This window comes from Shimazuella sp. NTD247, from assembly GCF_059510415.1.
The window spans coordinates 36897-50321 of the sequence record NZ_JCAJZU010000002.1 but is presented as its reverse complement, the minus strand read 5'-3'; the positions used below and the strand labels follow the sequence as shown (position 1 = coordinate 50321).

General features: G+C 37.9%; 16 protein-coding genes and 1 riboswitch. Of the genes, 12 read left to right on the top strand and 4 right to left on the bottom strand.

The features are described 5' to 3' along the window. Positions 1–63 precede the first annotated feature (63 nt). Positions 64–1344 (top strand): homocysteine synthase, encoded by a 1281-nt coding sequence (locus AC5WOC_RS04530; protein ID WP_496054210.1) that lies wholly within the window; start codon positions 64–66, stop codon positions 1342–1344. A 16-nt stretch (positions 1345–1360) separates the two neighbouring features. Then, on the top strand, positions 1361–2260 hold the full coding sequence (gene metA, locus AC5WOC_RS04525; protein ID WP_496054209.1) for a homoserine O-acetyltransferase MetA: 900 nt from the start codon (positions 1361–1363) through the stop codon (positions 2258–2260). A gap of 344 nt (positions 2261–2604) precedes the next feature. On the opposite strand, the gene AC5WOC_RS04520 is transcribed toward metA, so the two are convergent. The 4 genes from AC5WOC_RS04520 to mciZ form a co-directional block, all read right to left on the bottom strand. Continuing rightward, positions 2605–3183: a carboxymuconolactone decarboxylase family protein gene (locus AC5WOC_RS04520; RefSeq protein WP_496054208.1), complete on the bottom strand. Its 579-nt coding sequence runs from the start codon at positions 3181–3183 to the stop codon at positions 2605–2607. Positions 3184–3323: 140 nt separating this feature from the next. Continuing rightward, positions 3324–3428, bottom strand: a riboswitch (SAM riboswitch). A gap of 295 nt (positions 3429–3723) precedes the next feature. Continuing rightward, positions 3724–4380: an arylformamidase gene (gene kynB, locus AC5WOC_RS04515; protein WP_496054207.1), complete on the bottom strand. Its 657-nt coding sequence runs from the start codon at positions 4378–4380 to the stop codon at positions 3724–3726. Beyond that, complete coding sequence (locus AC5WOC_RS04510) at positions 4367–5215, bottom strand: EcsC family protein (protein WP_496054944.1); 849 nt, start codon at positions 5213–5215, stop codon at positions 4367–4369. The genes kynB and AC5WOC_RS04510 overlap by 14 nt, the downstream gene beginning before the upstream one ends. Before the next feature lie 47 nt (positions 5216–5262). Continuing rightward, complete coding sequence (gene mciZ, locus AC5WOC_RS04505) at positions 5263–5406, bottom strand: Z-ring formation inhibitor MciZ (RefSeq protein ID WP_496054206.1); 144 nt, start codon at positions 5404–5406, stop codon at positions 5263–5265. Between the two features lie 86 nt (positions 5407–5492). Between mciZ and AC5WOC_RS04500 the strand changes: the two genes are divergently transcribed. The 10 genes from AC5WOC_RS04500 (at position 5493) to AC5WOC_RS04455 (ending at position 13293) form a co-directional block, all read left to right on the top strand. Beyond that, on the top strand, positions 5493–6029 hold the full coding sequence (locus AC5WOC_RS04500) for an NUDIX domain-containing protein (RefSeq protein WP_496054205.1): 537 nt from the start codon (positions 5493–5495) through the stop codon (positions 6027–6029). A 79-nt stretch (positions 6030–6108) separates the two neighbouring features. Further along, entirely contained in the window at positions 6109–6672 is a 564-nt protein-coding gene (locus AC5WOC_RS04495) for a hypothetical protein (protein WP_496054204.1), read from the top strand. Between the two features lie 169 nt (positions 6673–6841). Next, a complete protein-coding gene (locus tag AC5WOC_RS04490; RefSeq protein ID WP_496054203.1) occupies positions 6842–7519 on the top strand; it encodes an SH3 domain-containing protein in 678 nt (225 codons plus the stop codon). A gap of 75 nt (positions 7520–7594) precedes the next feature. Then, on the top strand, positions 7595–8236 hold the full coding sequence (spoIIM, locus tag AC5WOC_RS04485; RefSeq protein WP_496054202.1) for a stage II sporulation protein M: 642 nt from the start codon (positions 7595–7597) through the stop codon (positions 8234–8236). 99 nt (positions 8237–8335) lie between these two features. Next, positions 8336–8815, top strand: coding sequence for a ferric iron uptake transcriptional regulator (gene fur / locus AC5WOC_RS04480; RefSeq protein ID WP_496054201.1), 480 nt, complete (start codon positions 8336–8338; stop codon positions 8813–8815). A gap of 95 nt (positions 8816–8910) precedes the next feature. Further along, on the top strand, positions 8911–10041 hold the full coding sequence (ald, locus tag AC5WOC_RS04475; RefSeq protein ID WP_496054200.1) for an alanine dehydrogenase: 1131 nt from the start codon (positions 8911–8913) through the stop codon (positions 10039–10041). Between the two features lie 90 nt (positions 10042–10131). Beyond that, complete coding sequence (locus AC5WOC_RS04470) at positions 10132–10374, top strand: DUF4227 family protein (RefSeq protein WP_496054199.1); 243 nt, start codon at positions 10132–10134, stop codon at positions 10372–10374. A gap of 93 nt (positions 10375–10467) precedes the next feature. Continuing rightward, on the top strand, positions 10468–11649 hold the full coding sequence (gene deoB / locus AC5WOC_RS04465; RefSeq protein ID WP_496054198.1) for a phosphopentomutase: 1182 nt from the start codon (positions 10468–10470) through the stop codon (positions 11647–11649). A gap of 1 nt (position 11650) precedes the next feature. Continuing rightward, positions 11651–12463 (top strand): purine-nucleoside phosphorylase, encoded by an 813-nt coding sequence (locus tag AC5WOC_RS04460; RefSeq protein ID WP_496054197.1) that lies wholly within the window; start codon positions 11651–11653, stop codon positions 12461–12463. Between the two features lie 11 nt (positions 12464–12474). Continuing rightward, the gene (locus AC5WOC_RS04455; RefSeq protein WP_496054196.1) at positions 12475–13293 is read left to right on the top strand and encodes a purine-nucleoside phosphorylase; all 819 of its coding nucleotides are present in this window, start codon (positions 12475–12477) and stop codon (positions 13291–13293) included. Positions 13294–13425 lie beyond the last annotated feature (132 nt).

Genomic DNA, 13425 nt, shown 5'->3' with positions numbered 1-13425 from the left:
TGTAACCAAGCCTCTTCTGGATAAGGAAGGGGTTTTTTGTTTGCTAAAAAAGGAGGAAATAACATGAGTACATTTCGACCTGAGACAATTTCTGTGCATGGAGGGCAGGCACCTGATCCTGCAACAAATGCGCGGGCTGTTCCTATTTATCAGACAACTTCTTATGTCTTTGATGATACCCAGCATGCTGCAGATCTGTTTGCATTAAAGGAATTCGGCAACATTTATACTCGTATTATGAATCCTACAACCGATATTCTAGAAAAAAGGGTCGCTGAGCTGGAAGGCGGTGTTGGAGCACTCGCTACCAGTTCGGGTCAAGCAGCAATTACTTACTCCATTTTAAATATTGCCAGGGCAGGTGATGAGATTGTCGCTTCTAGCAATCTTTATGGTGGGACATATAACTTATTTCGACATACACTTCCCAAACTGGGCATTCACGTGCATTTTGTAGATCAAACCAATCCTAACAATTTTCGTAGTGCGATAACTGATAAGACGAAGGCTGTTTTTGCCGAGATTATCGGCAATCCACAGTTAGATGTGTTGGATGTAGAGGCAGTTGCTAATGTAGCTCATGAATCTGGAATTCCGCTTATTATCGATAATACTTTTGCTACTCCATATTTAAGCAGGCCATTTGAATTTGGAGCGGATATCATTGTTCACTCCGCGACAAAGTTTATTGGAGGACATGGCACAAGTATCGGCGGTATCATCGTTGATTCTGGCAAGTTTGATTGGAGTAATGGCAAGTTTCCTGATTTGACAGAGCCGGATCCTAGCTATCATGGTGTATCCTATACTCAAGCATTGGGATCTTTGGCCTATATTATAAAAGCACGAGTGCAGTTACTGCGAGATACAGGAGCTTCTATTTCACCATTTAATGCATTTTTGTTACTACAAGGATTAGAGACACTTCACCTCCGCATGGAACGACATAGCGAAAATGCTTTGCGTGTGGCTGAATTTTTAGAGAAGCATGAGAGTGTTGATTGGGTGAATCATCCCGGATTAGAAAATCATCCATCCTTTGAAAAATCACAAAAATATTTACCGAACGGTCAAGGTGCGATCTTTACATTTGGGATTAAGGGGGGAGCAGAGGCAGGGAGAAAATTGATTGAAAATGTTTCTTTATTCTCCCACCTAGCAAATGTAGGAGATGCAAAATCACTTATTATTCATCCAGCAAGTACAACGCATCAACAGCTAACAGAAGAAGAACAAAAAGCAGCTGGTGTGACCCCAGATCTCATTCGTCTATCTGTTGGGATTGAGTCGATTGACGATATTATTGAAGATTTGGCACAAGCATTAGCAAAAAGCCAACAATAAATGGGAGGGAAGGGTAGTGCCGATCAAGATTCCAGATAACCTTCCAGCTACTGGAATCCTTCAAAAAGAAAATATTTTTGTAATGCCTGAAGAAAAAGCATTCCATCAAGAGATACGACCACTCAAAATTATGATCTTAAATATCATGCCAACGAAAATAACAACAGAAACGCAGTTACTCCGTTTGCTTGGTAATTCTCCTTTGCAACTGGAGGTGAGTTTTCTGCATCTGCAAACCCACGCTTCCAAAAATACACCGCCAAGTCATTTAGAAATGTTTTATCAAACCTTTGAAGAAATCAAGGAGCAGTATTTTGATGGATTAATTATCACAGGAGCACCTGTGGAACATTTGGAATATGAACAGGTGGATTATTGGGAAGAACTCACAGAGATCATGCGGTGGAAAAGTAGCAATGTAACTTCTACCTTGCATATATGCTGGGGTGCACAAGCTGCATTATATTTTCATTATGGCATTCAGAAGTACCCATTAGCAAAGAAGTTGTCGGGGATATATAAGCACAAGGTTACGAAATCAAATACAGAGTTGTTACGTGGTTTTGATGATATATTTTATGCTCCGCATTCTCGTTATACGGACATTCGGAGTGGGGATATAGAGAAAATCCCGAATCTAGAAATATTATCAGAGTCAGATGAAGCAGGAATATATCTCATAGCAAGTACGGATAAGAAGCAAGTATTCGTTACTGGCCACTCGGAATATGATTTACTTACTTTGCGAGAAGAGTATATACGAGATACAAAAAAAGATATCCACATTGATCTCCCAGAAAACTATTTCCCGGAAGATGATCCCAAACATCTGCCCGTTCATTTGTGGAGGGCGCACGCTAACCTTCTTTTTAGCAATTGGCTAAACTATTATGTTTACCAGCAAATATTGAAATAAAAAAAGACACCGATCAAAAATCGGTGTCTTTTTGTTGTTAGAAAATAGTTTTAAATGAAACAAAAATAAAAACGAAGGACAGATGTTCTCCTTCGTTTTTATTTTACACTGTCAGGAAGCGAGTTTGGGGTTTTATTGATAGATGAGTTAATATTTACATTTTTCGGCAGCACTTTTAGTTTAAAGAAAGTATCTGTCAGGTCTTGTTGTACATCGATTGCATGTTGATCTATTTTTACTACTCCATATTGTCATCAGCCCTTCCAAAAAATTCCTAGCATATAAGAAACAGCACAGGAATAATCCACATCAAATAAGATTGATTTGTCAAAGATAACTTCTGTTTACTCATTGTATTCACTGACTAATTCGGCAGCATGAGAAACTGCTCCACCTGTTTTCATCGCAGCCGTTACTAAAATAGCATCTTGAATTTCTTCTTCTGATATGTCGTTATCCAGTGCATGTTGCAGAGCTTTTTGTTGAACAATTACATTTGGTAATGCGTGTGTAACAGCAACAATGGTTAATAATCTCGTTTTTTGACTTAACACGCCTTCTTTGGAAGCCTGATCAATAAAGGCAAGATGTTTCTCAGCATGATTTGGAAAATAAGTATCGAGTTTGTGATTGGATTGATAAAATGTAATGACATTATCGGCCTCAATTGCTCCAGTTATAGTAACAGCCTCTAATAATTCCTCGATGGACAATCCTAATTTTTTTGCTTTTTGAGTATGAAAACGAATGCAGTACACGCACTTGGTAACATGTGCTACTGCAATGGCGATTATTTCTTTGTCTTTCGCTGATAGAACACCTTTGGAAAAAATTTCATCAGAAAAATTCCGATAGTATCCGTATTGTTCACGAATATGTTTCGGGATTTGTGCGATTAGTTTTTGTGTTTCTTTTACAGACATAAAAAATTTACCCCCACAAATTTTATTATTTTAATAATTCCAAACAAGACTCGTTGCTTCATGAGTTTCGATGTTACTTCATATGTATGAAGTAACCCCCTTGTCCTGAAAAGACCAAGAGGTTTAAATTCGATTTCCTCTTCTTATCTTTCAAGCAGAACCTTGTTGGATTTGGCACAGTGTTTATCATAAACCTGTTGCCGAGGCTTCATCAGGCCAATTCCTTCCGCCTCTCTGGATAAGAATGATATTTCTTTCCGAAAGTTTAATTTACATAGAATAATATCTTAAAGCGACATAAATATTTTAATCTATTAAAAAGAACCCATCTATTCTTTCTTAAAGAAGAGTTGAGATTTTAGAAAAAGGAGTGAGTCGAGGACAGTTTCGATCGGATATTATGTTTTTATCTTTATACCGTATTTTTCATGAAAGAATCTGTGTCCCCTGATCAATGGATTGAGCAAACAAAAGATAACAGCTATAAAAGATACATAAGTTTTCGATGGAGAATAGCAAAAGACCCCTATATGATAAGAGCTAGGGGTTTTTTTGAGTAACCAAAGAGAATTGAGTTTGTGGTTGTCGGAGGATTGCTCGGACAGGACTAGCATCTCCTTCATTGATCAATAATGGAAGAGCCGCTAATTCATATATGCCAGGTTGGATGTGATCCAATACTACCCGCTCCAAAATATGAATTCCATGTTGATGCAGTGCATGATGAATAGGTAAAGTTTCACTATCATACTGGTCGACAGAAGGTAAATCAATCCCAAGCAATTTTACGCCTTTTTGCTTTAAAAATAATGGGACATCGGGAGCAATGTCTGAGCAGAAATCTGGGAATGACGTTCTGTCTTTCCACAGATTCGTACGGATTAGTAATCTTTCGGTTTGTTGAAGCTGCAAAGAATTCAGTTGATTTGTTGTGATAGAAGTGCTGTCAGTTAAATGAATAACTTGGCATCTACCAATATAAATAGAAAGATCGAGTTGATGAACTTTCTTTCCATTTTGATCAAAATGGAAAGGAGCATCGATGTGTGTGCCGGTATGTGTACTGAAGGAAATAGAGCCCACATTTGCAGTATTTGTTTCTTGTATCGTTGCATCCAGTTGAAATCGATAAGGATTGTCTCCTGGCCAAACAGTCATATTCTGATAAAGGGGCTCACTGATATCAAAGATTTTCATCGGAGTCCCTTTCTGAGGAAGGATCAGTTTGTTCTTTTGTTTTTTCCTCTTCAAGTTTTTGTAATTTGGCTAACACTCGTTTCTTTTGATAGAGCATTTGACCTGCTTCTGCAACATCTTGTATGGTGTAACGGTTAATAATCGCGCCAACCAGCATGCCGAGTATAGGTACCAATTGAAATAATTTTTTCCATCCGTAGTTGTCGCGATAGGAATAAATCACCTCTCGCCATCCTTGGAGCTTGGAAATGGCTTCTTGTTCTGTACTCATAGCAGTTAATTCGTTTAAAATAGCCTGTTTTCCAACGAAATCGGAACTGGAAAACTGAAGACATTTAACAATAAAGATTCGTTCTTCTTTTTCTCTTGGATCATATCCATAGGTGATTGCCATTTCTTGTAAAACCTTTAATGAGGTTCCAAGAACTACTGGTATATCGATTGCTAACGTAAATACACCGCCAAACCCTGTTGTCGCACCTTGCACCGTAGCGAAGTTCGCATGATTTTCTTTGTTTTTTTCTGCTACTTGGTTCATGAGATGTAACGGGACTTCAGCAATTCGATCGATTGTTATTTCATCTGATGATTGCAAAAAAAGGTATGGTTTATATCGTTGTAAAATCTTATCTTGTGCAATGAGATATTGCCCGCCTGTTTGGATATAACTTCCTAATTCATCCAGAGCGATACCAATATATTTATGAATAATTTTCGGTGTGATCTTGTCTAAAATCGCAAAAGGAATACGACCGATCTTCTCCCAAAACCATAGATCTGATTGATCTTTCTCCCATTTTTTTATTTCTGATAAAGCCTCTTGCAAGGATGTAATAGAATCTGCTTGATAGGAGTTCAGAGCTTTTCACCTCAAAATAAAATTTACTTGATAAGGCGTAGATGTGATCCTTTTTTGGTGTTACGATCAATGAATTCAGCTAAAGTGATCGGAGATTTTGCCCATTCACGCAATTGTGATCGGATTTGCCACGCTTTACCTGTTAATCGAATACTTTTATTCTTCATTATTGTCCTCCATTCTGTGCTATTCGTCCAGTGTTGCCAGAAAAAAGATATAATAAAAATATGAATACATAGGAGGAGACATTACAGTGAAAAAAAACCTAGAAGAAAAAACTCTTACATCTGAACAAATATACAGAGGGAAAATAATTGATTTGCATTTGGATAAAGTATCGCTTCCAAATGGGGGAACTTCTTATCGTGAAATAGTGAAACATCCAGGTGCAGTTGCGATTATCGCAATAACAAAAGAAAACAAATTGGTAATGGTACGGCAATATCGAAAAGCATTAGAGAAAACAATTTTGGAAATTCCAGCAGGGAAATTGGAGTTGGATGAAGAAGCGGAAACAAGTGCAAAACGAGAGTTAGCCGAAGAAACAGGGTACACTGCGAGCAAATGGCAAAAAATTGGTGGTTTTTATACTTCTCCTGGTTTTGCTAATGAATTTATTCATCTCTATGAGGCAAGTGAATTGTCACTAGGAGATATCTCATTAGACGAAGATGAATTTGTTGAATGTGCGGAGTTGACGAAGGAAGAATGTGAAGCTAAAATTCGATCGGGAGAAATTTGTGATGCAAAGACCATGTATGCTATCACATGGTGGCAAGCAAAAGAATAAATAAAAATGAAACTTTTGTGAAATATCACCTTTTGTGCTATAATAAAAGTATTCTGTTTATTGCTTTGAGGTGAGGCAAGTGAATCATGAAACACAAAACAGAAACATTTCCCTCACAGCAGCACGCTATACACTAAGACTGTGGGTATTGTATGTTTTACCATTTGTCTCAGGGTTAATTATTATCAATTTTTTCGAATGGTCTTACTTATGGCCAGTGCTACTACTTCTAACAACATTAGTGGTGATTACATTAAATCTAGTGGTAGTGTTAAATGACTGGTATCGTAAACCGATTGCTCGATATCCCATTATCTTTCAGCTTTACACTGCCTGTTTTTTTGGGATTATGATACTTGGAAAAGCACTTGGTGATGGGTTGCTTTATGGACTTCTCACTTTCGTATTTCTTGTCAACACACTACTAGGGTATTACTACCGGAGAAATATAACAGCATGTGGGACAATCTCACGAATTATATTGGTGTTAAATACGATTTTCCCAATTACATATGCATTGTTGTATGTTTATTTTAACTCCGACATTTCAATGTTTTTAGAAGCTCCTGGGATGATTAGTTCAATATGTCTAGGTCTAACGTACTTCTGTGGTGTCATCGTAGAGAGTATCTATCGGTTTTAAAATGATTTCTCTATCAGGTAACTTTTAGAAAAGTTGCCTGTTTTTTGTTTTTAAAAAAGTAACAATTTACTGCTTTTTCCTATTGATTTCTAACTATTTTTTTTGGAGAATGTTCTTAGTTCCATTCTGTTCTAATTTTCCGATAAATTGTGCGATTTTGGAGGTCTGTATGTCACGTTACATTTATCTTATTATTCTCTTTCTCTTTGCTACTGTGTTAGCAGGTTGTGGGTTGGTAACGTTTCCATCAAAGCAAAATAACGAGAATGAAAATGCATTTGCTGAACAACAGAAAAAATCGAAGAAACAAGTGGTCACTTATTCACATAAAGAACAAAAACAAGCAGAACATCAAGAGACAGCTCCGAAACCTTTCATTGAAAACATAAATAAGCAGTTTGTTCATGTGATTAGAGATGATGAATCGACGAAAAAAATACCTACAAAAGTATTTATACCAGTGAAAATTGTTATTCCTAACCAAAATGGGGAAGGAGATACTACCAAACCGACGCCACCAAAGAATCCAAATGATCCGAAAACTCCAGACAACCAAGGTGAAAAGAATCCTAAGCTGGAAGAAGCAAAAAGAAAAGCACAGGAGATAACCAATACCAATCAAACCATCACAGCAGAACAAGGAAATGTTTACGAAAAACCAGTTGAGCAATCATCAGTACTATTGCAGATAGTAAAAGATCAAAAAGTACATATTGATCAGACAAGTGTTGATGAAGATGATGCAGAAATTTGGTGTTATGTCTCTGGAAATAATGGAAAGCAAGATTTCGTAGGATGGATATCCTATAACCTTATCGAATCAAACCAATCCCAAGGGTCCTCTTAAAAAGGGGGACTCTTCCTATCATATCTTTCTTCTTTGTCTCATAGAGTAAGAGCAAGAGAAAGGACGGGGAAGGAAATGAAACAGAAAAACCGTGTTCTGCATCGAGTTATTGATCATTTGATTGAACAAAAATCGATCTATCTTTTTGTAGGTGTGTTGTTTTTAGTTGGGGTAGTATTCGGTGCAGTGATTGTAAATACATTGGATATAAATAAAAAAACGGAGCTGCTAAAATATTTGCAGTACTATTTTCATGGTCTAGCCCAAGACGATATAGCTGATCCAAGTGTTGCATTTCAACATTCGATTGGTGATTATGTAAAAATGTTGGCCTTGATGTGGATCTTGGGTTTATCCGTGATTGGTATTCCTGTTATGCTAGTCTATCTTTTTTTCAAAGGACTAGTTACTGGTTTTACAATCGGCTTTCTTGTTAACCAGTTATCATGGAAAGGTTTATGGTTTGCGGTTGCGGCAGTAATTCCAATCAATCTGATTGTGATTCCTTCTTTGTTAGTATTGTCTGTTGCTGGTATTCGATTTTCCATTACATTGATTCGAAATCGTTTTATAAGCAGCAGAGGACCAATTTATCCTCAATTCGTCAATTACTCCTTGTTAGCTTCTGCTCTAACGATATGCCTGCTTTTCGTCGCAGCAACAGAAGCTTATGTATCACCAAGTTTAATGAAGCTGGTTATTCCCATGAATTTATAGCTTGTTAAAATGATTCTTATATAATAATTTCTTTTATGTGGTTTGACTTCCTAATTCATTCTCCCCTATAATAGTGGTATGACATAGGGGGGTGTGTCTGTGGAAAAACGGGTGAATCAAATTAAACAACAACTATCTGCCCATAACTACAAATTAACCCCCCAACGGGAAGCAACTGTCCGCGTTCTGATTGAGAATGAGGAAGCACATTTGAGTGCTGAAGATGTTTACCTGTTGGTGAAGGAGAAGGCACCAGAGATAGGATTAGCTACCGTATATCGGACTCTGGAGTTGTTAAGTGACCTCTCTGTCATTCATAAACTTAATTTTGGTGATGGCGTGACACGCTACGAATTTCGAGCAGAAGGGGCAGAACACCATCATCATCATTTGATTTGCTTAAATTGCGGAGAAGTAGACGAAATTATGGAAGATTTGTTAACACCGATTGAAGCACGAGTAGAAGAAGAATATGAGTTTCAAATAGTAGACCATCGATTAACGTTTCATGGAGTCTGTAGAAAATGCAAAGAGGTAGTTGCAGATCCGAAAAAACTGGTCGGAGCAAGGGTCACATAGTAGAAAAAGAGATCATGAAAAGATCTCTTTTTTTATGGAGTAAAACAATTTAAAAAGTGGTAAGATAGAAGGGTATTGCAAAGGAGGGGCTTACAATGTTAATTGGTATACCAAAAGAGATTAAGAACAATGAAAATCGTGTTGCCATTACTCCAGCTGGAATTGATGCGTTAACTCGCGCTGGTCATCAAGTGATTGTTGAAACAAATGCTGGATTTGGAAGCGGTTTCACTGATGAAGAATACAACGAACATGGTGCTGAGATCCTCTCTTCAGCAGAAGAAGTATGGTCAAAAGCTGAAATGATTATGAAGGTAAAAGAACCACTTCCTTCAGAGTACGGCTATTTTCGTGAAAATCTTATTTTATTTACATACTTGCATCTAGCTCCAGAATTAGAATTGACAAAAGCATTGATGGAGAAAAAAGTTACAGCAATCGCTTATGAGACAATTCAATTGGATAATGGAGCATTGCCGCTACTTACTCCGATGAGTGAAGTGGCCGGAAGAATGTCTGTGCAGATTGGTGCTCAATTTTTAGAGAAACCACATGGTGGAAAAGGGGTACTACTTGGCGGTGTCCCGGGAGTTTTAAAAGGGAATGTTGTTATTATTGGCGGGGGAGTAGTTGGAACAAACGCAGCAAAAATGGCGGTTGGACTTGGTGCAAATGTTACTTTGCTCGATGTAAATCCAGATCGGTTGCGTCAACTAGATGATATATTCGGCGGACGCTTAAATACTGTTATGTCAAATCCATATAATATAAGAGAAGCCGTACGAAATACAGATCTATTAGTGGGAGCAGTACTTATACCTGGAAGAAGAGCACCGAGATTAGTCACTGAGGATATGGTAGAAGAGATGGAGGCAGGATCTGTTATCGTCGATGTTGCTATTGATCAAGGTGGATCGATAGAGACAATTGATAGAGTAACAACTCATAGTGAACCTACCTATGTAAAACATGGTGTAGTGCACTATGCAGTGGCTAATATGCCAGGAGCTGTTCCTCGTACTTCTACGATTGCATTAACCAATGTAACTGTACCTTATGCTGTCCAAATTGCTACACAAGGTGCATCAAAAGCAATTCAATCCAACCGAGCCCTTGCCAAAGGTGTAAATGTGATTGATGGACATGTAACTTATGAAGCTGTTGCGGAAAGTCTACAACTACCATACACACCACTAAACAGTGTCATGAATCAGGCTATTCTTTAGTTAAATGAGCAAAAGAAAAATGGACAATGGGGAGATAAAAGTTCATCATTCATCATAGTTTAGATTAGTACTGACTATAAGGGTGATTTGATGATTCTTTCATTACGAAAGATAAAACAGATTGGTTTATTTTTTTGTTTATTTCTCCTGTTTGTTTTTCTGATTTCTCAACTATTCCAAATATTTTCCTATTTCTTTCCACACCGATCCCCTTATCAAGAGCCGTTTGGTAATGCTGTGAAAGTATCAACGATGGATTCATCATTATATCAATCGAACACAGCAAATTCTTGGTTAGATCGATTATTCGTATTCTATTGGATTGGAGAATAGGATAAAAGGAAGCATGAAAGAAAGAGATGAAGTGCATGCTAAGGCTATGCGTTGCGTCTCTTTTTTGTTACTCTTTTTGTTGAGGTGAAAAAATTGTCTATTTCGCGAGTGGTATTGATTGTACTCGATAGTGTAGGAATTGGAGAATTACCTGATGCAGGTAATTTTAATGATGTGGGTTCACATACCTTGTTACATATTGCAGAGAATCAAAATGGTTTGCAGATGCCAAATATGCAAAAATTAGGTTTAGGAAATATTCAAGCGTTGGAAGGTGTTTTACCAGTAGATCTCCCTCAAGCTTATTTTGGAAAAATGGTAGAAGTATCAAAAGGGAAAGATACAACAACGGGGCATTGGGAGCTAATGGGTTTACGAACGGATATTCCTTTTCCGAGTTATCCAGACGGTTTTCCTAGAGAGTTAATACAGCTTTTGGAGGAGAAGACAGGGAGGAAAGTAATTGGAAACTGTGTGGCATCTGGAACACAGATCATCGAAGATTTGGGAGAAGAACATATGAAAACGGGAAGTATAATTGTTTATACTTCTGCTGATAGTGTCTTCCAAATCGCTGCACATGAAGAAATAATTCCACTTGATGAACTATATCATATTTGTGAGATCGCCAGAGAATTGACCATGGAAGACCGGTTCTCGGTAGTGCGTGTAATTGCTCGTCCTTTTATCGGTGAACCTGGAAATTTCATGCGAACGGCAAATCGGAGAGATTACAGTGTAAAACCACCTGGTCATACTGTTTTAGATTACTTAAAAGAAACCGGAGTGGAAGTAGTAGCAGTAGGCAAAATTTCCGATATTTTTGATGATGAAGGTATAACGAGTTCAGTACATACAAAATCCAATATGGATGGTGTAGATAAATTATTAAAATGTATGGAGGAAACATCAAAAGGACTTATATTTGTGAATTTAGTTGATTTTGATGCGAAGTTTGGACACAGACGTGATCCAGAGGGATATGCAAAGGCACTAGAAGAATTTGATGCAAGAGTTCCAGAAATACTGGCTGAATTAACGGAGAACGATCTATTGATCATCACAGCTGATCATGGGAATGATCCTACATTCCATGGAACGGATCATACAAGAGAATATGTACCTTTGCTGGTATATCGAACAGGAAAGACATCGGATGACAAAAATTTAGGTGTTCGAAAAACGTTTGCTGACGTAGGAGCTACGCTTGCAGATATTTTTCAGGTGCAATCGCCTATGGGGGAAAGTTTTTATACAAAGATAAAGGGTGAGTGAGATGAGTACAATTCAAGAAGCAGTAAGCGTTATTCAGCAAAAAGTAAGAAAGCAACCCAAAATCGGACTTATTTTAGGATCGGGTTTAGGAATGTTAGCAGATGAAATCAAAAATCCGGTTACGATTGCATATGACCAGATTCCACATTTCCCAGTGTCTACAGTTGAAGGACATGCCGGAGAGTTAGTAATAGGTGAATTGGAAGAGAAGACAGTAATCACGATGCGGGGAAGATTTCATCTATATGAAGGTCATGCTCTTGATGCGGTGACATTTCCAATAAGGGTAATGAAAGCTTTGGGAGTAGATACGTTACTCGTAACCAATGCTGCGGGTGGAGTGAATACAACTTTTGAGCCAGGCAATTTAATGTTGATTCAAGATCATATTAATTTAATGTATCGCAATCCTCTTATTGGTCCTAATGATGCAAGTGTTGGGGAAAGATTCCCGGATATGTCCGCAGCATTCGATGCTGATTTACGAGAATTGGCTGGAAAAATAGCAGAAAAGCAAGGTATTACGCTAAAAACAGGTGTGTATGCCGCAGTGCTTGGCCCATCTTATGAAACGCCCGCGGAAATTCGGATGATTCGAGTTCTAGGCGGAGACGCAGTAGGGATGTCAACTGTCCCAGAAGTGATAGTTGCTCGACATGCGGGGATAAAAGTACTGGGAATATCTTGTATCACGAATATGGCAGCAGGAATACTACCACAAGCCTTAAGTCATGAAGAAGTAATGGAAACTGCAGAGCGTGTAAAAGGAGATTTTGTCCAACTATTACATGGAATATTACAAGCGATACGTTAGGAGCAAAAACAATGAATCGTTGGGAGCAAATAAAAGAAGCTGTTAAAACTATCAAAGATTTGTGCCCTAAAAGTCCATCTATTGGGCTAATACTTGGATCAGGTCTAGGTGATTTAGCTGATCAAATAGAAAATGCAACAAAAATTGATTATGCAAACATTCCATATTTTCCTGTTTCAACCGTTGAAGGACATGTGGGACAACTGGTGATTGGCGAACTGGAAGGAAAAACGGTAGTAGCAATGCAGGGGAGATTTCATTTTTATGAAGGCTATGATCAACAAGATGTTGTTTTCCCTGTATTTGTGATGAAGCTTCTGGGTGTAGAAGTTTTAGTAGTGACCAATGCTGCAGGTGGAATGAATTCCAAATTTCGAGCAGGAGACTTAATGGTTATTACTGATCATCTAAATATGACGGGCTCCAATCCATTGATCGGTTCCCATCTTTCAGAAATAGGACCGCGATTTCCCGATATGAGCCAAGCTTATACAATTTCTTTGATTGATATAGCGGAGAAAATTGCTTTACAAAAAGGATTTACCATTCAAAAAGGTGTATATGCAGGAATTAGCGGCCCAGCCTATATGACTCCAGCTGAACTTATTATGCTGCGCAAACTGGGGGGAGATGCAGTTGGAATGTCCACTGTCCCAGAAGTAATTGCTGCTAGTTTCGTTGGTTTATCCGTAATTGGTATTTCGTGTATTACAGATATGGCAATTGGAGAAGAATTAGAGCCGCTTACCCATGAACAAGTGATGGAAACTGCTACCCGAACCAAACCAAAGTTTATCCAATTGGTCAAAGGTATACTTAGTGAAGTTTAACCAATGAAAGATATTAAAAATTACGTGATGTAAGAGTTTAAGTCCCAAATAAAAACAAGAGATGTCTACTTTTTCGTAGACGTCTCTTGTTTTTTCCCGCGCGGATTCCTAATTCAAAGGTATAATTGTTAG